This window comes from Gordonia sp. LMA484 (assembly GCF_058129505.1).
This window is the reverse complement of record NZ_CM176700.1, coordinates 3,231,481-3,253,447: the sequence shown is the minus strand read 5'-3', so window position 1 is coordinate 3,253,447 and position 21,967 is coordinate 3,231,481. Positions and strand designations below refer to the sequence as shown.

Below are 21,967 nucleotides of genomic sequence, written 5' to 3'. Positions count from 1 at the left end.
ACGAGGACGAAGTCCCACCTGAATGAGGTGGGACGACAACGGGAACCCCGACGCAGCTCAGGCCTGCAGGGGGAACGAAAGGATATCCGTGACGGATACGGACCTGATCACCGCTCCAGACGCTTCGAGCACCGAGGACAGCTCCGGCTCCTCGTCTGCGGTGAGTTCGACCACACGAGGCTCCTCGACGCGGGCCCGCACCGGGCTCTCTGCAATGGTGCTCACCGAGCTCCGCGCCCTGGCCGGCGAACTCGGCATCAAGGGAACCTCGGGGATGCGCAAGGGCGACCTCATCGCCGCGATCAAGGAGCGCCAGGGGGGCGCCGCACCGGCGCCGAAGAGCGGCGATGGGCAGATGACCATCTCCGATGCCGAGGCCGGTGAGACCAAGGCCACCAAGGGCGGGCAGAACAAGAGTGCCGAGGCGAAGACCGGGGAAGCCGCTGCGCCGGCCCGTGGGCGGCGTCGCGCCCGTCCGGCAGCGGAGGAGGCCTCGACCGACGGCGAGCCGACCGCGTCGGCAGCTGCCCAGACGGGCGAAGCGCCGGCGACGACCTCGACCGATGCCGACAAGAAGGACACCGACAAAAAGGACACCTCCGGCGCACCGGACGACTCCGCCGACGGGGGTGACCAGCGCGGTCGCAATCGGAATCGCAACCAGAACCGTGACGGCCAGGGCCGCGAGGGCCAGGGGCGTGACGGCCAGGGTCGCGGCCAGAATCGCGACAACAACCAGCGCGACGGCGGCCAGAACCGCGACAACCAGCGCGATGGTGGGCAGAACCGCGACACCCAGAACCAGGGCGGCCCGCAGAACAACCGCAACGACAATCGCAACAACAATGACGATGACGGTGACGGTCGTGGCCGTCGCGGACGGCGATTCCGCGAACGGCGTCGCGGGCGTGACCGCGACTCGTCCGGTGGTGGCGAACCGCAGGTCTCCGACGACGACGTCTTGCAGCCGGTGGCGGGCATCCTCGACGTTCTCGACAACTACGCGTTCGTGCGTACGTCGGGATATCTCGCCGGGCCCAACGACGTCTACGTGTCGATGAACATGGTGCGCAAGAACGGCCTGCGCCGCGGTGACGCGATCACCGGTGCGGTCAAGTTGCCCCGCGAGGGCGAGCAGCCCAACCAGCGGCAGAAGTTCAACCCGCTGGTCCGGCTCGACACGGTCAACGGCACCGACATCGAGACCGCCAAGAAGCGTCCGGAGTTCAACAAGCTGACGCCGCTGTACCCGAATCAGCGTCTGCGGCTGGAGACGACGCCGGAACGACTCGACACGCGCGTCATCGACCTGATCATGCCGATCGGCAAGGGGCAACGTGCACTGATCGTGTCGCCGCCGAAGGCGGGTAAGACGACCATTCTTCAGGACATCGCCAACGCGATCACGACCAACAATCCGGAATGTCACCTCATGGTGGTGCTCGTCGACGAGCGTCCCGAAGAGGTCACCGACATGCAGCGATCGGTCAAGGGTGAGGTCATCGCGTCGACCTTCGACCGTCCACCGTCAGATCACACCTCGGTATCCGAGCTGGCGATCGAGCGCGCCAAGCGCCTCGTGGAGAACGGCCGGGACGTGGTCGTGCTGCTGGACTCGATCACACGTCTGGGTCGTGCGTACAACAACGCGTCGCCGGCGTCGGGTCGAATCCTGTCCGGCGGTGTCGATTCCACCGCGCTGTACCCGCCGAAGCGATTCCTCGGTGCCGCGCGCAACATCGAGCACGGAGGTTCGTTGACGATCATCGCCTCGGCGCTGGTCGAGACGGGTTCCACCGGTGACACGGTGATCTTCGAGGAGTTCAAGGGGACCGGCAACGCCGAGCTCAAGCTCGATCGGAAGATCTCCGAACGGCGCGTGTTCCCGGCCGTCGATGTCAACCTGTCCAGTACGCGTAAGGACGAGTTGCTCTTGTCGCCAGAGGAATTCCAGATCGTGCACAAGCTGCGGCGTGTGCTGTCCGGGCTGGATTCCCAACAGGCCATCGACCTGCTGATCAGTCAGCTCAAGAAGACCAAGACCAACATCGAGTTCCTCATGCAGGTCCAGAAGACCGCTCCGGGAGCGATGAACGACGACTAGTCGCGCTTCTCGACGTCCGAGCCGAGCGTGCGTCCCCGGTCGACCTCCGTGAAGGGGGTCGGGCCGGGAATGCCGCGGGCTGTGGTGGCGTTGAAGGGGCGGACCGTCAGATGGATTTCCAGGTGAGGACACCTGCGTGGCATACTGAGCGGTCGAGTCCGGTTCCGGTTCACACCGTCGATCCCCGATGGTGACCCGGCGACCACAGAAAGGGACAACCAGATGAAGCAGGGAATTCACCCCGAGTACGCGGCGACCACCGTCGTCTGCGGTTGCGGGAACACCTTCGAGACCCACAGCACCGCGGCGAACGGACGGATCAACGTCGAGGTCTGCTCGCAGTGCCACCCGTTCTACACCGGTAAGCAGAAGATCCTCGACACCGGCGGTCGCGTTGCCCGGTTCGAGAAGCGCTACGGCAAGCGGACCAAGAAGGCCGACGCCGACAAGTAGCTTGATCGACGACGCCCACCGCGCGTGCACAGCACGTCGGGTGGGCGTCGTTTTCGTTTCTTCCCGCCGTCCCCGGGACGCGCGAAGCCAGCAGTGAGAGGTGAGTCCAGGTGACCACGCAGAGTCCGTCGGCGATCGATGACATCCTCGCCGAGCATGCGGGCCTCGAGTCGCAGCTGGCCGATCCGTCGTTGCACGACGATCCCGCGACCGCTCGGCGCGTCGGCAAGCGCTTCGCCGAGCTCGCGCCGATCATGGCCACCCACCGTCGGCTGGAGGCCGCCCGTGGCGACCTCGCCGCTGCTCGCGAGCTGGCGGCCGACGATCCGGCCTTCGCCGACGAGATCCCGGCGCTGGAAGAGGCCGTGGCCGAACTCGATGCGACACTGACCGACCTGCTGGCGCCGCGCGACCCGCACGACGCCGACGACGTGGTTCTCGAGATCAAGTCCGGAGCCGGTGGTGAGGAATCGGCGCTCTTCGCCGCCGACCTCGCGCGGATGTACCTCAAATACTGTGAGCGACGCGGCTATCGGGCCCAGGTTCTCGGCGTCACCGAGAGTGATCTCGGCGGCTACAAAGAGGCCACCATCTCGATCAAGGCCAAAGAGCAGCTGCGTGACGGTGTCTGGTCGCGCCTGAAGTTCGAGGGCGGTGTGCATCGCGTACAGCGTGTACCGGTGACCGAGTCGCAGGGTCGCATCCACACGTCGGCCGCCGGCGTGCTGATCTATCCCGAGCCCGAAGAGGTCGAGCAGGTCGAGATCGACGAGTCCGACCTCCGCATCGACGTCTATCGGTCGTCGGGTAAAGGCGGACAGGGCGTCAACACCACCGATTCGGCGGTCCGCCTGACCCACCTCCCCACGGGTATCGTGGTGACCTGCCAGAACGAGCGGTCGCAATTGCAGAACAAGGCGAGGGCGATGCAGGTTCTCGCCGCGCGCCTGCAGCTGGCTGCCGAAGAAGAAGCCGATGCGGCCGCGGCCGAGGGCCGTGCCGCCCAGATTCGTACGGTCGACCGTTCCGAACGGATCCGGACCTACAACTTTCCCGAGAACCGCATCACCGACCATCGGATCGGGTACAAGGCCAACAACCTCGATGCGGTACTCAACGGCGACATGGACGCGCTGCTCGACGCGCTGGTGACGGCGGATCGTCAGACCCGGCTCGAAGCCCAGTGAGGCGTTGACCAAACCGAGCGCGCACCGCGCCGACGTCGAATTGGCTTGGGCCCAGAAGTGTCTGGGTGATGCGGGCGTCGACAGTCCCCGCGCCGACGCCGAGTGGTTGATGGTCGCGATCCTCCGGATCGACCGGGGGCGGCTGGTGACCGTGGATGCGCTCGAATCCGATCAACGCGATCGTTTCCGGGCGGCGGTGGCGCGACGTGCAGGCCGAATCCCGTTGCAGCACATCATCGGGACGACGGCGTTCGGGCCCACCGAACTCGCGGTTGGTCCCGGGGTGTTCACGCCACGGCCGGAGACAGAGTTCCTCGTCGAATGGGCCGTCCGATGCCTCGGCGCAGCAGGGGGCGACGCCGCGTCGGTCGTCGACCTGTGCAGCGGTAGTGGTGCGGTGGCGATCGCCGTGGCGACCATGGCGCCGACCGCGCATGTACGAGCCGTCGAGAAGTCGGCCGAGGCGCTGAAATGGTTGCGGCGCAACGTCGAGTCGGCGCCTGCCGACGTCCGCCGGCGAATCTCGGTGCTGGCCGCCGACGTCACCGACCGGTCTGTGATGCGAGACGAGATCTATCCGGGCACAGTGGATGTCGTGGTAACCAACCCGCCCTACGTGCCGGAACTCGTCGAGGTCTCGCCGGAGGTCGCCCATGATCCGGCGGAGGCGGTCTTCGCCGGGCCGGACGGGATGTCGGTGATCCGGCCGATGCTCCCGGTCGTCGCAGACCTTTTGCGGCCGGACGGCGTCGTCGGGATCGAGCACGACGAGTCGACGTCTGACCTCGTCGTGTCGGCGGTGGAGTCGACCGGTTTGTTCGTCGAGGTCCGCGCGCACCGGGACCTCGCCGGGCGCCCGCGGTTCGTCACCGCGCGCCGAAACTCGTCGGCGCTGTCGGGGCGATGCGATACCGGCGTCGGTGACCATGGGAGGATGGCCGGGTGAGCACGGTATTCGACTGTGGTGAACCGGACACGCGCGCGGCCGGGATCCGCGCGGCCGTCGGAGCGGCCAAGGCCGGCCGGTTGGTCGTCCTCCCGACGGACACGTTGTACGGCATCGGGTGTGAGGCGTTCGACTCCGAGGCCGTTGCCTCGTTGCTGGCGGCCAAGGGGCGTGGTCGTGACATGCCGGTGCCGGTCCTGGTCGGCTCCTGGCACACGATCGACGGACTCGTCCTCTCGGTGTCGACCGCCGCACGGGATCTGGTGGAGGCCTTCTGGCCGGGCGGCCTGAGTCTGGTGGTACAGCAGGCGCCGTCCCTGGCGTGGGACCTCGGCGACACGGACGGCACGGTGATGCTGCGCATGCCACTTCACCCGGTCGCGATCGAACTGCTGCGTGAGGTCGGGCCGATGGCGGTGTCGAGCGCCAACGTCTCCGGTCGACCTCCGGCGACGACGGTCGACGAGGCGCGTGAGCAACTCGGGGAGTCGGTCTCCATCTATCTCGACGGTGGACCGGCCGCAGCGGCGCAGGCATCCACGATCGTCGACCTCACGGGCGTCACACCCCGAATTCTGCGTGAGGGCGCGGTGTCGCGCGAGGCCATCGCCGAGGTCCTCGACCTCGACGTCGATGTGCTGACCCCTCGCTGATCCATGGCCAATCCGCTCACGGATCCGGTTGTCGCCGAGCTGATCGAACGTGAGTCACGTCGTCGCTCGACCACCTTGCAGTTGCTGGCCAGTGAGACACCGGCCAGTCCCGAGGTCCGTTCGGTACTGGCCTCCGATCTGGGTGCGAAGTACGCCGAGGGCTATCCCGGAGCGCGGTTCCACGGCGGCTGCGAGGTCGCCGACGAAGTCGAACAGCTCGCGATCGACCGCGCCACCGACTTGTTCGGCGCCGACTACGCCAACGTCCAGCCTCTCTCCGGCAGCGTCGCCAATCTCGCCGTCTATGCGGCTTTTGCACAACCGGGCGATCCGGTCCTGGCCCTGCGGCTCGCCCACGGCGGACATCAGACCCATGGGTCCCGTGCGAATTTCTCGGGCCGATGGTTTGCGCCGATCCACTACGAGGTGCGGCGCTCGGACGAGCTGATCGACTATGACGAACTCCGGGACCTCGCCCTGGTGCACCGGCCGAGCATCATCGTCGCGGGCAGTTCCGCCTACTCCCGACTCATCGATTTCGCCGCGCTGCGGAGCATCGCGGACGAGGCGGAGGCGATCCTGTGGATCGACGCTGCTCACCTGGCCGGCCTGGTGGCCGGGGGAGTGGTGCCCTCTCCGGTGCCCTACGCAGACGTGGTGACATTGTCGACGCACAAGGTCCTGCAGGGCCCGCGCGGTGGGATGATCCTGGCCCGGGAGGCGCATCGCAGCGCCTTGCAGAAGGCGGTTCATCCCTTCGTCCAGGGCGGGCCCGCCATGAACTCGGTCGCTGCCAAGGCGGTGTGCATGCGCGAGGCCGGCGGCGCCGAGTTCGCCCGCTACGCGACGGCGACGGTCGCGACCGCCCAGCGGCTCGGAGACGAGCTCTCGTCGCGGGGCCTGCGCATCGTCAGCGGTGGCACCGACATGCATCTCGCCGTGGTGGACGTCTCGGCCCGAGAGCTCACCGGCGTCGAAGCCCAGCGCCGGTTGGACTCGGCCGGCATCGTCGTCGACCGCACGGTGTTGCCGTTCGATCCCCAACCCGTCACGGCCGGATCGGCGATCCGGATCGGGATGCCCTGCGCGGTGCTCGGCGGGCTCGACGTCGCGGACATGCCGGTGGTCGCCGACTGGATGGTCCGCGCTCTGGGTGGCGAAGCCGGAAGCAGCCAACACGCCGGGATCCGTCGGGAAATCCGAACCAGGCTCGGCGGGTAGCCTGGTGCCGGTGTTCGATACCGTCGCCGGTCTCGCCGGCCAGCCACTGGCCGCCGGAGGTCCCGGGGTCCAGTTGACGGCGCTGTCGGTCGTCGACACCGGCGGTGCGGGTGTCCCACTGCGTGAGCTCGCACTTGTCGGGTTGACCGCTGCGGCGGTGACCTACTTGCTGACCTCCCTGGTTCGGGTGTTCGCCATCCGCGTCGGTGCCGTGGCGGTACCCCGGGTCCGTGACGTGCACGTGATCCCCACTCCGCGGCTCGGTGGTCTCGGGATGTTCGCCGGGGTCGTGGCCGCCATCGCACTGGCCGCCAATCTGCCGGCGCTGACCCGCGGGTTCGCCTACACCAGCGACATGAGTGCGGTGATCGTGTCCGGGACCGTGATCGTGGTGGTCGGGATCATCGACGACCGATGGGGACTCGACGCACTCACCAAGTTCGTCGGCCAGCTCACCGCGGCCGGTGTCCTGGTCATCATGGGCGTCAGTTGGTATCTGCTCTACGTCCCGTTCGCCGACATCGGGACCGTGGTCCTCGATCCGCTGCAAGCGGGCCTGCTGACCGTGGCGATCACGGTGGCCACCATCAACGCGGTCAACTTCATCGACGGCCTCGACGGACTCGCCGCCGGCCTCGGCCTGATCTCGGCTTCGGCCATCTGCATGTTCTCGCTGGGGCTGCTGCATGACCAGGGCGGTGATGTCAGCTATTACCCGCCGGCCCTGATATCGACGGTGCTGGCCGGCGCCTGCCTCGGCTTCCTCCCGCACAACTTCTCGCCGGCGCGCATCTTCATGGGTGATTCCGGTGCGATGCTCATCGGACTGATGCTCGCCGCTGCATCGACGAGTGCGTCCGGTCGCATCGCGATGAACGCCTACGGTCCCGCCGACGTCTTCACGCTGCTGTCGCCGCTGATCCTGGTCGCCGCGGTCGTGTTCGTGCCCATGCTCGACATGCTGATGGCCGTCGTGCGCCGGACCCGGGCGGGAGTCGGGTTCTACACACCGGACAAGATGCACCTGCATCATCGGCTCGTCGAACTCGGGCATTCGCAACGCCGGGTGGCCCTCATCATCTACCTCTGGGTGGGTGTGCTGGCCTTTTCCGCGGCGGCAAGTACCCTGTTCCCTGTATCGGTCGTCGCGCCGATGTTCGGTGGGGGACTCATCATTGCGCTGCTGGTCACCATGGCGCCCCGGTTGCAGCGGCGGTTCGCCGAGTTCCGGACCCGGGGACGTGCCGAGCGTGCGGACCCGACCGATTCGGTGGCCGGCCGGACCTGATCCGGGGCGGATCGCTGTAGAACTCGGCGATCGGGGCGCAAAGGTACCCCTGGGTAACGCCTTGGTAAAAGCCATGTACTATCGCTTGTAGTAGGTCGACGTCGGTGCGAGCGCAAGCGGTCCGGCAAAAGCGGCGGCATGTCTCGCACCGCATCGACGCTCTACCTGCTCTGCGGCGCGCATACCCCATGGGGGGCGCGCGGGTGAGTGTTGGTAGTGTCACAGAAAACCGCGAGCTTACGTCCGGTGACGCCAGTCGCCGATCGCACGCGCGCTGACCTGTGCCCAAGGGCACGGGGTTTGGAGTTGAGGAGAGGCGAATGAGCACAGCTGCCCCTGACTCGACGTCCTATTATCCGGCCGCACCGACCGGATTGCGTCGTCCAGGCATCTTTGCCGCAGTGGTCGCAGCCATCGTCCTGGGGCTGTGCATCGCGGTCGGGCACATCTGGTTCGCGGTCTTCTTCATCGCCGGGACCGTGGCGATCTTCATCAACACGATCCTGGTCAGGCGGGCGGTCGAGGTCGTCGCCTCCCAAGAACATCCTCGAAAGCAAGCTCTCGCCGTCAACTCGGCATTCCGGCTCGGGGCCATCACCGTGCTGGCATTGTTGGCGGCGATCCTGGTCCGGCCCGACGGGCTGGGCGCGATGTTCGGACTCGCCATCGGACAGGTGATCCTGGTCCTCAACACGGTGATTCCGGTTATGAAAGGACTTCGTAAGCAGCTATGACCGCAACGTCTTATCTGGCCGAGGCACAGATCGAGGTCGGCCACCATCAAGAGGTCCACTGGCTCGGCATGACCTGGAACATCGACACCATTGTCGCCAGTGCACTCGCCGCCGTGATCGTGATCGCCCTGGCGTTCTTCGTGCGGTACAAGATCACCAATCGCAAGCCCAACTCGGTGCAGTTGTACTTCGAGGTCCTGACGGTCCAGATGCGCAGTCAGATCGAGGGGGCGATCGGCATGAAGATCGCCGGATTCGTCCTGCCGCTGGCCGTCACACTGTTCACCTACATCCTCATCGCCAACTGGTTCTCGGTCCTTCCGGTCCAGTACGCCAATGAAGAGGGCGTCTCGAGTGAGGCGCTGAAGGTTGCGGCCTCGGACGTCAACTTCGTCTACGCGTTGGCGCTGTTCGTCTTCGTCTGGTACCACGCGGCCGGCATGCGTCGCCGCGGTCCGTTCCGCCATCTGAAGCAGCTCGTCAAGGGACATGTCGTCGCGCTCGCGCCGATCAACATCATCGAGGAGATCGCCAAGCCGGTCTCGCTGTCTCTCCGACTTTTCGGCAACATGTTCGCCGGCGGCATCATGGTCGCCCTGATCGCGCTGTTCCCGGCGTACATCCTGTGGGCGCCGAACGCGATCTGGAAGTCCTTCGACCTGTTCGTCGGCTTGATCCAGGCATTCATCTTCGCGCTCCTGACGATCCTCTACTTCAGTCAGGCGATGGAGCTGGAAGAAGACCACCACTAGTTCGACCCTGGTCGGCGCCGCCGGCCGGGACCGCAAAGAGACCTGGCAACCAGATTGTCAGTTTCACCCGAAAGGAAAGTTCTCAATGGATCCCAATCTGATTGGTCTGGGCGCGTTGATCGGCGGCGGCCTCATCATGGGCGGTGGCGCGATCGGTGCCGGTATCGGTGACGGTATCGCCGGTTCTCAGCTGATCGCTGGTATCGCTCGGCAGCCCGAGGCACAGGGACGCCTCTTCACCCCGTTCTTCATCACCGTCGGCCTGGTCGAGGCGGCGTACTTCATCAACCTGGCGTTCATGGCCCTGTTCGTGTTCGCCACCCCGATCTCCGGTCAGTCCTGATCGCGGCTGACAACCGGATTCGTAAGGATCACAAGGGAACACACGCACCATGAATCTCGCCGCAGAGAACTTCCTCATCCCCAACGGCACGTTTTTCGCGTGCTTGCTGATCTTCGCCATCGTGCTCGTCGTCATCCGGACCATGGTCGTTCCGCCGATCGTGAAGGTGCTCGACGAGCGTGACGCGCGGGTCGCGAAGACGGCCGAGGACAACCGGGCGGCTGCGGCGAGCTATGAGGACGCCGAGACCGAGTACCGGGCCGCGATGAAGGACGCCCGAGGCGATGCGACCGGTATTCGGGACGAGGCACGGGCCAAGGCCAATGACGAGCTGTCGGACGCCAAGCGACGCGCTACCGAAGAGGCGGACGCCCGCCTCGAGGAGAACAGCAAGGCGCTCAAGGTCGATGCCGACGACGCCATGACAACCGCACGCCGGGATGTCGATCGTCTGTCGGAGGAGCTGGCCGGCCGAGTGTTGGGTTATGAAGTCACCAAGGCCGACAAGGCCGAGCAGACGGAGACGGTGAACTAAGACAGTGGATATCTTCATCGGACAGCTGATCGGCTTTGCGGTCATCGCGTTTCTGTTCTGGAAGTTCGTCCTTCCGCCGCTGCGGCGTGCGGTCGTGAACCAGCAGGAAGCGATTGGCCAGCAGATCACCGACAGCGAGACCGCGTCGGCACGCGTGGCCGATGCGAAGGCAGCGCACGACCGGGCGATCGCCGAGGCGAAGAAGGAAGCCGAGGAACTCCACCGCGGCGCACTCCAGGACGCCAAGGGGATTCAGGAGGACATCCGCGCCCAGGCCGACGCCGAGGTCAAGCGGATCACCGAGCACGGCAAGTCCCAGAGCGAGTTGGTCCGGGCGAACCTGGTCCGGCAACTGCGAGCCGAGCTCGGACTCAGCGCGGTCGACGGTGCCGGGCAACTGGTGCGGTCACACCTCGCCGACGCCGATGCGCAGTCGAAGAGCATCGACAGCGTCATCGACGAACTCGAGTCGATGTCGGTCAGCACCCCGGAGACGATCCCGGCCAGCGTCGAACTGATCGGCCTGCACTCGATGCGGGCCGGTAGCCGGGAATCGGCTCGAGCGATGGCCAAGGCCTTCGACGAGGCCGCTGGCGACCTCGACGGTGCGCAGCTCACCGCGGCCGCCGACGAGTTGGTCGGCGTTCTGGCCTTCCTCAACAAGCAGCCGGTGCTGCGTAAGAAGCTGTCGGAGCTGACCGAGCACCCCGGGGCGAAGGAATCGCTGGTCCGCGGGCTCTTCGAGAACAAGGTCTCGCCGGTGGTGCTGACCGTGCTCATCTCGGCGGGTACCGGCCGCTGGGCATCGACCTCGGACTTCGTGAGCGGTCTTCGTCGGCAGGCCGCCCTCATCGTGCTCACCGCCGCCGAGCGTGACGGGTCCATCGAGCAGGTCGAGGACGAGCTGTTCCGGGTCGGTCGTCTGCTGGACGCGAATCCGCAACTCGCCTCGTTGCTCTCGGATCACACACGGGATGCGGGCAAGCGCAACGAGCTTCTGCGGTCGCTGATCGGTGATCAGGTGAGCGATCACACCTGGTACCTGCTGTCCCACACGATCTCGTTGCTGCACGGTCAGCCGGCCGAGGTCGCGGTCGGGCACCTCGCCGAACTCGCGGCCGCTCGACGTGGCGAGTCGGTGGCCCACGTGGTCTCCGCGTCCCCCCTCAGCAATGCGCAGAGCGCGCGCCTCGCGGTCGTGCTCGGCAACGTGTACGGACGCACGATCTCGATCCAGACGGAAGTGGACCCCGCGCTGATCGGCGGTCTGCGCATCGGTGTCGGTGACGAGCTCATCGAGGCGGACGTCGCCACGCGGCTCGCCAAGGCGGCCGAGAGCCTCCCGCGCTGATCCACCGACCATCCACATCCTTTCGAACCAAGAACCCACCAGCCGGACTGACCCAGAAAGACAAGAACCCATGGCGGAGTTGACGATCTCACCAGACGAAATCAAGGGAGCGATCGAGCAGTATGTCTCGTCGTTCGAAGCCGATGCCTCCCGAGACGAGGTGGGCATCGTCACCGACACCGCGGACGGCATCGCGCACGTCAGCGGACTGCCGGGGGCAATGGCCAACGAGCTGCTGCAGTTCGAGGGCGGCGTCCTCGGTGTGGCTCTGAACCTCGACGAGGACGAGATCGGCGCCGTCATCCTCGGTGACTACGAGTCGCTCGAAGAAGGCCAGCAGGTCAGCCGTACCGGCGAGGTGCTGTCGGTGCCCGTCGGCGACAAGTTCCTCGGTCGCGTCGTCGACCCGCTGGGTGCACCCATCGACGGTCTGGGTGACATCGAGGCCGAAGAGCAGCGCGTCCTCGAGCTGCAGGCCGCATCCGTGCTCGAGCGTCAGCCGGTCGAGGAGTCACTCGCCACGGGTATCAAGGCCATCGACGCGATGACCGCGATCGGCCGCGGCCAGCGTCAGCTGGTCATCGGTGACCGCAAGACCGGCAAGACCGCCGTCTGCATCGACGCGATCCTGAACCAGAAGGCCAACTGGGACTCGGGCGACCCCGCGAAGCAGGTGCGCTGCATCTACGTCGCCATCGGCCAGAAGGGTTCGACCATCGCGGGCGTCAAGACCGCCCTCGAGGAGGCCGGCGCGATGGAGTACACCACCATCGTCGCGGCTCCCGCCTCGGATTCGGCGGGCTTCAAGTGGCTGGCGCCCTACACCGGTTCGGCCATCGGCCAGCACTGGATGTACCAGGGCAAGCACGTCCTGATCGTGTTCGACGACCTGACCAAGCAGGCCGAGGCCTACCGCGCGATCTCGCTGCTGCTGCGTCGCCCGCCGGGCCGCGAGGCATACCCCGGTGACGTCTTCTACTTGCACTCTCGTCTGCTGGAGCGTTGCGCGAAGCTCTCCGACGAGATGGGTGGCGGCTCGATGACCGGTCTGCCGATCATCGAGACCAAGGCCAACGACGTCTCCGCCTTCATCCCGACCAACGTCATCTCCATCACCGACGGTCAGGTGTTCCTCGAGTCCGACCTCTTCAACAAGGGCGTCCGTCCGGCCATCAACGTCGGTACCTCGGTGTCCCGCGTCGGTGGTGCCGCACAGACCAAGGGCCTCAAGAAGGTGTCCGGTTCGCTGCGTCTGGAGCTGGCCCAGTTCCGTGAGCTCGAGGCGTTCTCGGCGTTCGCCTCGGACCTGGACGACGCATCGAAGGCGCAGCTCGAGCGCGGTGCCCGGTGGGTCGAAATGCTCAAGCAGGACCAGTACACCCCGTTCTCGGTCGAGGACGAGATCGTCTCGATCTACCTGTGCGGTGAGGGCCACTACGATTCGGTGCCGGTCAACGACATCCGCAACTTCGAGACCCAGCTGCTGTCCCACCTGCACCACGAGGCCAAGGGCGTTTACGACGCGATCGCCGGGGGCAAGGCACTCAGCGACGATCACGCCGAGGCGTTGGTCGCCGAGACCAACAAGTTCAAGAACAGCTACCTGACCCACGACGGCCAGCGTGTGGTGAACGAGGCCGAGGCCAAGGCGATGGACTCCGGCGACGTCGAGCACGAGCAGATCACGGTTCGCAAGTCGTGACCGCGCCGTCCGCCAGTCGTCCGAAGGAAGGGGTGAGGGCTCATGGCCAGCATTCGTGAGCTGCGCTCACGCATCCGGTCGGTGAATTCCACCAAGAAGATCACCAAGGCCCAGGAACTGATCGCGACCTCGCGCATCACCAAGGCGCAGGCCCGTGTGAAGGCGGCCCAGCCGTATGCACACGAGATGACCGAGGTGTTGTCCGAACTCGCGAGCAACGCCGGTTCGCTCGACCATCCGCTGCTGGTGCAGCGGGAGAATCCTCGTCGTGCCGGGATCCTGGTGGTCACCAGCGATCGCGGAATGTGCGGTGGCTACAACTCGAACGTGCTGCGGGCCACCCGCGAGCTCATCGCCCTCCTGCGGGACGAGGGCAAAGAGCCGGTGCTGTTCGTCATGGGGCAGAAGGGCGTCGGCTTCTTCAGTTTCCGTGGTACCGGGGTCGCGGACTCGTGGACCGGTTTCTCCCAGGCGCCGGATTACTCCGACGCCAGCACCGCCACGAATTTCCTGGTCGATCTGTTCCTCGCCGGTTCCGGTGAACAGGTGGATCGCCCGGGTGGGGACGGCACTCTGGAGGGGATCGACGAACTCCATCTCGTCTTCACCAAGTTCGTGTCCATGTTGACGCAGTCGCCTGAGGTGCGTCGGATCGCTCCGCTCGTCGTCTCCGAGGAGGACGACGAGATGGAAGCAGAGATCCACAAACCGTCGCGAAACTACGCTTTCGAGCCGGGTCCCGAGCAACTGCTGGACGCGCTGCTGCCGAAGTACGTGGCCACTCGCGTGTATGCAGCCTTGCTGGATTCGGCTGCGTCGGAGTCCGCGGCACGTCGGACCGCGATGAAGGCGGCGACCGACAACGCCGAGGAACTGGCCACCACGCTGTCCCGTGAGGCCAACCAGCTCCGCCAGGCGCAGATCACGCAGGAGATCAGCGAGATCGTCGGCGGCTCCAGCGCCCTGGCGACCTGACCACACCCCGGCGACCTTTAGACCCAAAGAGGAAGTGACCCAACCACAATGACTGCAGCAGTATCCACACCCTCGGATGCTTCGACGGGTTCGGCCGACGGCCGGGTCGTCCGCATCATCGGCCCCGTCGTCGACGTCGAGTTCCCGCGGGGCTCGATCCCAGACCTGTTCAACGCCCTGCACGCCGAGGTGGCCCTCGAAGCAGTGGCAAAGACCCTGACCCTCGAGGTCGCGCAGCACCTCGGTGACAACCTGGTGCGCACGATCTCCATGCAGCCCACCGATGGCCTGGTGCGCGGCGCAACCGTCTCCGACACCGGCAAGTCGATCGTCGTGCCCGTCGGTGACGTCGTCAAGGGCCACGTGTTCAACGCGCTCGGCGACTGCCTCGACAGCCCGGGGCTCGGTCGTGACGGTGAGCAGTGGAGCATCCACCGCAAGCCGCCGCCCTTCGACGAGCTCGAGGGCAAGACCGAGATCCTGGAGACGGGCATCAAGGTCATCGACCTGCTGACCCCGTATGTGAAGGGCGGCAAGATCGGCCTGTTCGGCGGTGCCGGCGTGGGCAAGACCGTGCTCATCCAGGAGATGATCACCCGTATCGCGCGCGAGTTCTCCGGTACGTCGGTATTCGCCGGCGTCGGTGAGCGTACGCGTGAGGGCACCGACCTCCACCTCGAGATGGAGGAGATGGGCGTTCTGCAGGACACCGCGCTGGTGTTCGGTCAGATGGATGAGCCGCCGGGCACGCGTATGCGTGTGGCCCTCTCGGCGCTGACCATGGCGGAGTACTTCCGCGATGTGAAGCACCAGGACGTGCTGCTCTTCATCGACAACATCTTCCGGTTCACCCAGGCCGGTTCGGAGGTGTCGACCCTCCTCGGCCGTATGCCGTCCGCGGTGGGCTACCAGCCGACCCTGGCCGACGAGATGGGTGAGCTGCAGGAGCGGATCACCTCGACCAAGGGTCGCTCGATCACCTCGCTGCAGGCGATCTACGTCCCCGCCGACGACTACACCGACCCGGCGCCGGCCACCACCTTCGCCCACCTCGACGCGACCACCGAGCTCTCTCGTCCGATCTCGCAGCTGGGTATCTACCCGGCCGTGGACCCGCTGACGTCGACCTCGCGAATCCTGGAGGCGTCGATCGTGGGTGACGAGCACTTCCGCGTCGCCAATGAGGTCAAGCGAATCCTGCAGAAGTACAAGGAACTCCAGGACATCATCGCCATCCTCGGTATGGACGAGCTGTCCGAAGAGGACAAGGTGACGGTGCAGCGTGCGCGTCGCATCCAGAAGTTCCTCGGCCAGAACTTCCTCGTCGCCGAGAAGTTCACCGGCCAGAAGGGTTCGGTCGTGCCGCTCGCGGACACCATCGAAGCGTTCGACCGGGTCGCAAAGGGTGAGTTCGATCATCTGCCGGAACAGGCCTTCAACAGTTGCGGTGGACTCGACGACGTGGAGGCCGCGGCCGCCAAGATCACCGGAAAGTAGCGAATCATCATGGCTGAGAAGTCCTTTCACGTCGAGGTCGTCGCGGCCGATGACCGGATGTACTCGGGCGAGTGCACCTTCGTCATCGCGCAGACCACCTCTGGTGAGCTGGGCGTGCTCGCGCACCACGAGCCGCTGTTGGGGCAACTGGTCGCCGGCGGCTTCGTCGTGATCGTCGAGGAAGGTGGCAATCGTCGCTCTCTGGCCGTACAGGGTGGTTTCCTGTCGGTGACCGGAGAGGCGGTGACGGTTCTCGCCGAGTCAGCTCAGTGGGCCGACGGCATCGATCCGGCGGCGGAACGTGCCGCGATGGACGCCGCGGAACCCGGCAGCGACGAGTACAACCGCGCCCACTCCCGCCTGGCCGCTGCCGAGCACGCGGGCAAGTAGGCCAGTCGGCACGCCGAAGATCGCAACGACGGCCGGTCATCACCTCACACGAGGCGATGACCGGCCGTCGTGCTGTGTCGGGTTCTCGCGACGTCGCGTTGGTCACCGGATGGAGGTCCGGGCCCGCCTATCTGGCATGCTGGTGTCAGGAACGGCTGCGACCGGAGTCGCTTGACTCCAGCATCGGTGCCCGACAGCCCCGCCGCACCGCACTTCAGCCCACCCGTGGCCGGTTCCCGGAGGTACGCCTGGTGTCGTTGGTCGCGATCTTGCTCGGAATGTTGCTGGTCGTCGCGCTGGTGGGCTGTGCGCTGCTCGCGTATCGGCTGAGCCAGCTCCGCCGGATGGGCACACCGGTGCTGTTGCGGGACATCCCTGCCGCCGACGACCACGGATGGCGCCATGGCACAGTCCATTACAGCGATGATGCGCTGCGCTATTTCCGTCTGACCGCTCTGCGCCCCGGACCGACCCGCACCTTGGCGCGCCAATCCATCGAGATCACCGGACGACGTCGGCCGTTCGGGACGGAGGCCGACATCCTGGAAGGCATGATCATCATCGAGCTGGCACCGGGCGCGGACGCGGAGGGTCGGGCCTACGAGCTGGCGATGGCACCGGGAGCGGTCACCGCATTCCAATCCTGGCTGGAATCGCGGCAGTCCCGGCGTTCGCAACGACGCCGGAGCGCCTGACCGGGACAGCGATGGGTCCGGCGCGGGGCCGGGGCAGTAGATTCGGGTTCATGGCAGTACATCTGACGCGCATCTACACAAGGACCGGTGACGACGGCACCACCGGCCTCAGCGACTTCTCCCGGGTTGCCAAGACCGACGTCCGGGTCGCCGCCTACGCAGACTGCGACGAGGCGAACGCCGTGATCAGCATGGCGCTGGCTCTGGGCGATGACGTGCCCGCGGAGATCGCCGAGGTGCTGACGACCATCCAGAACGACCTGTTCGACGCCGGTGCCGACCTCGCCACGCCGGTGGTGCCGGATCCCGAGTATCCGCCGTTGCGTATCGAGCAGGACTACATCGATGCTCTCGAGGTCTGGTGTGATCAGTTCGGTGACGACCTGCCCGCGCTGGATTCGTTCATCCTGCCGGGCGGGAGCCGGTTGAGCGCTCTGCTGCACCATGCGCGCACGGTGAGTCGCCGGGCGGAGCGATCGGCGTGGGCGGCCGTGGAGGCGGACCCGGCCACGACGAACGTGTTGCCGGCCCGGTACCTGAACCGGCTGTCGGATCTCTTGTTCATCCTGTCTCGCGTGGCCAATCGTCCGCCGCACGGCACCGGCGACGTGAAATGGGTTCCCGGTGGCGATCGCCGACGACCGCCCGCGCGCGAGCGCGGCCGCGGCGCCCGTGGAGGCGCCGATGGTGACGGCTAAGGTGGCACCGTGAGTGATCGCTTTCTGGTGTCCGGGGGAGCCCGTCTGTCGGGCGAGGTGTCTGTGGGTGGCGCCAAGAACAGTGTGCTCAAGCTGATGGCGGCATCTCTGCTCGCCGAGGGCACGACCACATTGACGAACTCACCGGAGATCGCCGACGTACCGCTGATGGCCGATGTCCTGCGTGGACTCGGCGCGGTCGTCACGATCGACGGTGACACCGTGATGATCGAGGCGCCGGCCGAACCGAAGTTTCATGCGGACTTCGACGCGGTGAAGCAGTTCCGGGCGTCGGTGTGTGTGCTCGGACCACTGATGGCGCGTTGTCATCGTGCGGTGGTGGCGCTGCCCGGCGGGGACGCGATCGGATCGCGCCCGCTCGACATGCATCAGGCGGGACTGCGCGCGTTGGGTGCCCACAGCTCCATCGAGCACGGATGTGTCGTCGCGGAAGCCGATGCGCTGGTCGGAGCGCCGGTCGCCCTTGAGTTCCCGTCGGTGGGCGCGACCGAGAACATCCTGATGGCGGCAGTGCTCGCCGACGGCGTGACCACCATCGACAACGCGGCGCGTGAGCCCGAGATCGTCGATCTCTGTGTGATGCTGCAGCAGATGGGCGCGCTGATCGAGGGAGCCGGGACGTCGACGCTCGAGGTGACCGGGGTCGACCGGCTCCACCCGACGACTCATCGCGTGGTCGGCGACCGGATCGTCGGCGCGACGTGGGGGATCGCTGCGGTCATGACTCGCGGGGATGTGACCGTGCGGGGGGTTGCGCCCGAACATCTGCAACTGGTTCTCAACAAGTTCGGCGACGCCGGTGCGCAGGTCGACCGTTTCTCCGACGGTTTCCGGGTCCGACAGGAACGCCGGCCGACTGCGGTGAACGTATCGACACTTCCGTTTCCCGGATTCCCGACGGACCTGCAGCCGATGGCCATCGGGATGGCATCGATCGCCGATGGGATGTCGGTGATCACCGAGAACGTCTTCGAGGCCCGGTTCCGTTTCGTCGAGGAGATGGTTCGCCTTGGCGCCGACGCCCGGACCGACGGTCATCACGCGGTGCTGCGGGGCATCGAGCGGCTCTCCAGTGCGCCGGTGTGGTGTTCGGACATCCGTGCGGGCGCGGGACTCGTGCTCGCCGGACTCGTGGCCGACGGCGTCACCGAGGTGCACGACGTCGAGCACATCGATCGCGGCTACCCCAGGTTCGTGGAGAATCTTCGTCGCCTCGGCGGCGAGATCGAGCGGGTCGGCGGCTGACCGGATGGCTCGCGAGCACATCCATTCCGAGGCGCCGGGGGACACACCCGGCGACCCGTCGCCGGTGGAAGTGGACATCGCCGAGTGGTCCAAACGATTCGATCTGCTCTCCGACCCGCATCGCCTCGAGATCCTGATCGTTTTGCACCGGCGGCCGGGGATCATCGTCGGGGATCTGGCAGCGGCGGTGGGTCGCACCGAGACCGCGGTCTCGCAGGCGCTTCGGGTTCTCCGGCACCAGGGGTGGGTCAGCTCGACGCGGGTGGGACGGTCGGTCAGTTATCGGCTCGACGACGACACGGTCCACCGACTCCTGCACTGGATGGGTGCCGGACACTCGTAGGTCGAGTCCGGTACCTGACCAATCGGCCAGTCTGTTCACTTAAACATCTGAATAAGTAGACAGATGTCTGTGGCGGACTTACCTTCAGTCCATGTCCACGCCGACACCTACATCGACCGTCGTCGCGATGCACATGAGCGACGGCATCATCAATGCGCCGTTCTCGGCTCTCTTCGGGGTGATCGCCCTCGCGGGCCTCGCGTTCTGTGTATGGCGTGCCCGTACCGACCTCGACGAGAAGACGGTCCCGATGGCGGGCCTGGTTGCCGCGTTCATCTTCGCTGTGCAGATGATCAACTTCCCGATCCTGCCCGGAGTCAGCGGTCACCTGCTCGGTGGAGCGTTGGCGGCCATCCTCGTCGGCCCGTACACCGGGGCGCTGTGCATCGCCATCGTGCTGGTCGTCCAGGCTCTCCTGTTCGCCGACGGCGGCGTCACGGCACTCGGGCCGAACATCATCAACATGGCTTTGATCTCGACCGGCGTCGGCTACCTCGTGGCGGTCGTCGCGTATCGGCTGATCGGGCGGCACGGCGCTTCGGTGAGACGACTCGGTGTGGTCGCCTTTGTCGCGGCGCTGTGCGGAACAGTCGCAGCGGCAACGGGATTCATCGTCGAGTATGCGCTCGGTGGAGCGGCCACCGAGTCGTTGGGGACCGTGGCGGCCTACATGTGGGGCACACACGCCTTGATCGGCTCAGGGGAGGGGCTGATCACGGCGGTGACGGTGATCGCGGTTGCCCGCGCCCGGCCGGATCTGGTCTACCTGTTGCGGACGCGAGATCAGCGCGTCGAGGCGATGCGGGTACCGGCATGACCAGCCATCCGGTCGCATCTGGGCGCATCACGCGCACAACGTTTCTGGCGCTGTTCGCGGTCGCAGCCGTGTTGATCGCCGGCATCGTGTCCTACGCCGCGAGTTCATCGCCCGACGGACTCGACTCGGCGACGTTGCGCGGGTGTCAGACGGTGACGGTCGACGGTCGTGAGCGACTGGCGGGCAGTTGCATCGCCCAGCACGCGACCGACCATGCCATGGCATCCTCGCCGCTGGCCGGTTACTCGGTGCGCGGGATCGGACATACCAACGGGATCGCCGGGGTCATCGGGGTGCTGGTCACCCTGGTTGTCGCCGGAGGTCTGTTCTGGCTGATAGCCTCCAGGCGTTCGGCGCGTTCCGGCCGGTCAGCCGGCGACGACGGGCACTGACCGTGGGGGCCGGACATGCACATTCCGTGTATCGGGCAGGTGACTCGACGGTCCACCGAGCGCCTGCGGAGGTGAAGCTGGCCTGCCTGGTCGTCTTCGTCTTCGCCGTGGTGGCCACCCCCCGCGAGTTGTTCTGGCCGTACGCGGTGTTTGCGGTCATCCTGGCCGTGGTCTGGCGGATCGGCGACGTTCCGATGCGCTGGATTCTGCCCCGGATGCTGATCGAAGCGCCCTTCGTCGTTCTGGCCGTGCTGTTGCCGTTCGCCGAAGGTGGTGAACGCATCGACATCTGGGGTCTATCCCTGTCGGTCTCCGGGCTGTATGCCGCATGGGGAATCGTCATCAAGGGCACGATCGGCATCGCGGCGTCGCTCACGTTCGCCGCGACGACGCCGGCCCGGCAATTGCCGCTGGCGCTGTCCCGACTCGGTATGCCGTCGACGCTGACCCCGGTGATCGTGATGATGCTGCGCTACACCGACCTGCTGTCCGAGGAAATCCGTCGGATGCACATCGCGCGCCTGGCCCGCGGAGACTCGCCGCGGATGCTTCATCAGGCGGGCGCGATCGCGAAAGGGGTCGGAGCGGTGTTCCTCCGGTCATATGAACGCGGCGAGCGGGTCCATCTCGCGATGGTGTCGCGTGGATACACGGGTGTGGTGCCGGAGATGCCCGGCGTTACCGGAGCGGCCCGGGCGACGTCGACACAATGGGTGGTGTTCGCGTTGCCCGCCCTCCTGGCCGTCGCCACCGCCGTCATCTCTTGGGGGACAAGATGATCCGACTTCGATTGGATGCGCATATGACTCGGGCCGACGACTGCTTCGCGATCGAGGCGGACAGTATCCGCTTCGCCTATCCGGATGGCCGGGTGGCCCTGGACGGGATCGATCTCACGGTCCGGCCGGGTGAGCGGGTGGCGCTGCTCGGACCCAATGGTGCGGGCAAGACCACGCTGATGTTGCACCTCAACGGGGTTCTGTTGCCGACCGGGGGACAGATCCGCATCAACGGCAGGCCGGTCGAGCGGAAGACACTGCGGGACGTTCGGCGCGAGGTGGGGCTCGTGTTCCAGGATCCGGACGATCAGTTGTTCATGCCGACACTGGCCGAGGATGTCGCGTTCGGGCCGGCGAACTTCGGCGTCACGGGCCAAGATCTGGTCGATCGGGTGGAGACCGCCCTCGCCGAGGTCGGAATGACCGAGCATGCGCAGCGAAGTCCTCACCATCTGTCGGGTGGTCAGCGGCGACGTGGCGCGCTGGCGACGGTGCTCGCATGTCGCCCGGACATCCTGGTGCTCGATGAGCCGTCGGCCAACCTCGATCCGGTGGCTCGCCGCGAGCTCGCCGAGACGCTGCTCCGGTTGAACACGACGATGCTGGTTGTGACGCACGATCTGCCGTACGCGGCACAGCTGTGCGATCGTGCCGTGGTGGTCGACGAGGGGAGGATCGTCGCCGACGGCTCGATCCACGAGATCCTCGCCGACGCCGAGACCCTGCGCCGCCATCGGCTCGAGCTGCCCTGGGGATTCGACGTCGCCACGATGGCCGACCTGTCCGATCGGACAGGGCCCCGCTTGCCGACCGGGTAGCCCTGGGGTCGTAACGGACGGTTCTCTG

Annotated in this window: 24 protein-coding genes; all 24 read left to right on the top strand. The window is 66.4% G+C overall.

Going from position 1 to position 21,967, the window contains the following annotated elements:
- The first annotated feature begins 88 nt into the window (after positions 1 to 88).
- Positions 89 to 2,104 carry a transcription termination factor Rho gene (gene rho / locus AC4AMJ_RS14300; protein WP_489918346.1) on the top strand — a complete coding sequence of 672 codons (2,016 nt, stop codon included), beginning with the start codon at positions 89 to 91 and terminating at the stop codon, positions 2,102 to 2,104.
- Positions 2,105 to 2,326: 222 nt separating this feature from the next.
- A complete protein-coding gene (gene rpmE / locus AC4AMJ_RS14295) occupies positions 2,327 to 2,557 on the top strand; it encodes a 50S ribosomal protein L31 (protein WP_489900524.1) in 231 nt (76 codons plus the stop codon).
- Positions 2,558 to 2,667: 110 nt separating this feature from the next.
- Complete coding sequence (prfA, locus tag AC4AMJ_RS14290) at positions 2,668 to 3,744, top strand: peptide chain release factor 1 (RefSeq protein WP_489900525.1); 1,077 nt, start codon at positions 2,668 to 2,670, stop codon at positions 3,742 to 3,744.
- Positions 3,745 to 3,748: 4 nt separating this feature from the next.
- The gene (gene prmC / locus AC4AMJ_RS14285) at positions 3,749 to 4,690 is read left to right on the top strand and encodes a peptide chain release factor N(5)-glutamine methyltransferase (protein ID WP_489918345.1); all 942 of its coding nucleotides are present in this window, start codon (positions 3,749 to 3,751) and stop codon (positions 4,688 to 4,690) included.
- Positions 4,687 to 5,343: an L-threonylcarbamoyladenylate synthase gene (locus AC4AMJ_RS14280; RefSeq protein WP_489900527.1), complete on the top strand. Its 657-nt coding sequence runs from the start codon at positions 4,687 to 4,689 to the stop codon at positions 5,341 to 5,343. The genes prmC and AC4AMJ_RS14280 overlap by 4 nt, the downstream gene beginning before the upstream one ends.
- A 3-nt stretch (positions 5,344 to 5,346) precedes the next feature.
- The gene (gene glyA, locus AC4AMJ_RS14275) at positions 5,347 to 6,564 is read left to right on the top strand and encodes a serine hydroxymethyltransferase (protein ID WP_489918344.1); all 1,218 of its coding nucleotides are present in this window, start codon (positions 5,347 to 5,349) and stop codon (positions 6,562 to 6,564) included.
- Positions 6,565 to 6,610: 46 nt separating this feature from the next.
- Positions 6,611 to 7,852: a glycosyltransferase family 4 protein gene (locus AC4AMJ_RS14270; RefSeq protein ID WP_489900819.1), complete on the top strand. Its 1,242-nt coding sequence runs from the start codon at positions 6,611 to 6,613 to the stop codon at positions 7,850 to 7,852.
- A 320-nt stretch (positions 7,853 to 8,172) separates the two neighbouring features.
- Positions 8,173 to 8,586 carry an ATP synthase subunit I gene (locus AC4AMJ_RS14265; RefSeq protein ID WP_489900530.1) on the top strand — a complete coding sequence of 138 codons (414 nt, stop codon included), beginning with the start codon at positions 8,173 to 8,175 and terminating at the stop codon, positions 8,584 to 8,586.
- Positions 8,583 to 9,338 (top strand): F0F1 ATP synthase subunit A, encoded by a 756-nt coding sequence (gene atpB, locus AC4AMJ_RS14260; RefSeq protein WP_489918343.1) that lies wholly within the window; start codon positions 8,583 to 8,585, stop codon positions 9,336 to 9,338. Before AC4AMJ_RS14265 ends, atpB begins: the two co-directional genes overlap by 4 nt.
- Before the next feature lie 85 nt (positions 9,339 to 9,423).
- Positions 9,424 to 9,681, top strand: coding sequence for a F0F1 ATP synthase subunit C (locus AC4AMJ_RS14255; RefSeq protein WP_419220807.1), 258 nt, complete (start codon positions 9,424 to 9,426; stop codon positions 9,679 to 9,681).
- A gap of 49 nt (positions 9,682 to 9,730) precedes the next feature.
- Positions 9,731 to 10,216, top strand: coding sequence for a F0F1 ATP synthase subunit B (locus tag AC4AMJ_RS14250; protein ID WP_489918342.1), 486 nt, complete (start codon positions 9,731 to 9,733; stop codon positions 10,214 to 10,216).
- 4 nt (positions 10,217 to 10,220) lie between these two features.
- Complete coding sequence (locus AC4AMJ_RS14245) at positions 10,221 to 11,567, top strand: F0F1 ATP synthase subunit B/delta (RefSeq protein WP_489918341.1); 1,347 nt, start codon at positions 10,221 to 10,223, stop codon at positions 11,565 to 11,567.
- A 70-nt stretch (positions 11,568 to 11,637) separates the two neighbouring features.
- Complete coding sequence (gene atpA / locus AC4AMJ_RS14240) at positions 11,638 to 13,269, top strand: F0F1 ATP synthase subunit alpha (RefSeq protein ID WP_489900536.1); 1,632 nt, start codon at positions 11,638 to 11,640, stop codon at positions 13,267 to 13,269.
- A 42-nt stretch (positions 13,270 to 13,311) separates the two neighbouring features.
- On the top strand, positions 13,312 to 14,244 hold the full coding sequence (locus AC4AMJ_RS14235) for a F0F1 ATP synthase subunit gamma (RefSeq protein ID WP_489900537.1): 933 nt from the start codon (positions 13,312 to 13,314) through the stop codon (positions 14,242 to 14,244).
- A gap of 48 nt (positions 14,245 to 14,292) precedes the next feature.
- Positions 14,293 to 15,741 (top strand): F0F1 ATP synthase subunit beta, encoded by a 1,449-nt coding sequence (atpD, locus tag AC4AMJ_RS14230; RefSeq protein WP_489900538.1) that lies wholly within the window; start codon positions 14,293 to 14,295, stop codon positions 15,739 to 15,741.
- Between the two features lie 9 nt (positions 15,742 to 15,750).
- Complete coding sequence (locus tag AC4AMJ_RS14225; protein WP_489900540.1) at positions 15,751 to 16,131, top strand: F0F1 ATP synthase subunit epsilon; 381 nt, start codon at positions 15,751 to 15,753, stop codon at positions 16,129 to 16,131.
- A 278-nt stretch (positions 16,132 to 16,409) separates the two neighbouring features.
- The gene (locus tag AC4AMJ_RS14220) at positions 16,410 to 16,826 is read left to right on the top strand and encodes a DUF2550 domain-containing protein (RefSeq protein ID WP_489918431.1); all 417 of its coding nucleotides are present in this window, start codon (positions 16,410 to 16,412) and stop codon (positions 16,824 to 16,826) included.
- 50 nt (positions 16,827 to 16,876) lie between these two features.
- Positions 16,877 to 17,524 carry a cob(I)yrinic acid a,c-diamide adenosyltransferase gene (locus AC4AMJ_RS14215; protein WP_489918340.1) on the top strand — a complete coding sequence of 216 codons (648 nt, stop codon included), beginning with the start codon at positions 16,877 to 16,879 and terminating at the stop codon, positions 17,522 to 17,524.
- A gap of 9 nt (positions 17,525 to 17,533) precedes the next feature.
- Positions 17,534 to 18,790, top strand: coding sequence for a UDP-N-acetylglucosamine 1-carboxyvinyltransferase (gene murA / locus AC4AMJ_RS14210; RefSeq protein WP_489918339.1), 1,257 nt, complete (start codon positions 17,534 to 17,536; stop codon positions 18,788 to 18,790).
- Between the two features lie 4 nt (positions 18,791 to 18,794).
- Entirely contained in the window at positions 18,795 to 19,133 is a 339-nt protein-coding gene (locus AC4AMJ_RS14205) for an ArsR/SmtB family transcription factor (protein ID WP_489918338.1), read from the top strand.
- Positions 19,134 to 19,224: 91 nt separating this feature from the next.
- Complete coding sequence (locus AC4AMJ_RS14200; protein WP_489900544.1) at positions 19,225 to 19,950, top strand: energy-coupling factor ABC transporter permease; 726 nt, start codon at positions 19,225 to 19,227, stop codon at positions 19,948 to 19,950.
- On the top strand, positions 19,947 to 20,342 hold the full coding sequence (locus AC4AMJ_RS14195) for a PDGLE domain-containing protein (protein WP_489900545.1): 396 nt from the start codon (positions 19,947 to 19,949) through the stop codon (positions 20,340 to 20,342). The genes AC4AMJ_RS14200 and AC4AMJ_RS14195 overlap by 4 nt, the downstream gene beginning before the upstream one ends.
- Before the next feature lie 2 nt (positions 20,343 to 20,344).
- Positions 20,345 to 21,121 carry a cobalt ECF transporter T component CbiQ gene (gene cbiQ, locus AC4AMJ_RS14190; protein ID WP_489918337.1) on the top strand — a complete coding sequence of 259 codons (777 nt, stop codon included), beginning with the start codon at positions 20,345 to 20,347 and terminating at the stop codon, positions 21,119 to 21,121.
- Positions 21,122 to 21,144: 23 nt separating this feature from the next.
- Positions 21,145 to 21,939 carry an energy-coupling factor ABC transporter ATP-binding protein gene (locus tag AC4AMJ_RS14185; RefSeq protein WP_489900547.1) on the top strand — a complete coding sequence of 265 codons (795 nt, stop codon included), beginning with the start codon at positions 21,145 to 21,147 and terminating at the stop codon, positions 21,937 to 21,939.
- Positions 21,940 to 21,967: the final 28 nt, after the last annotated feature.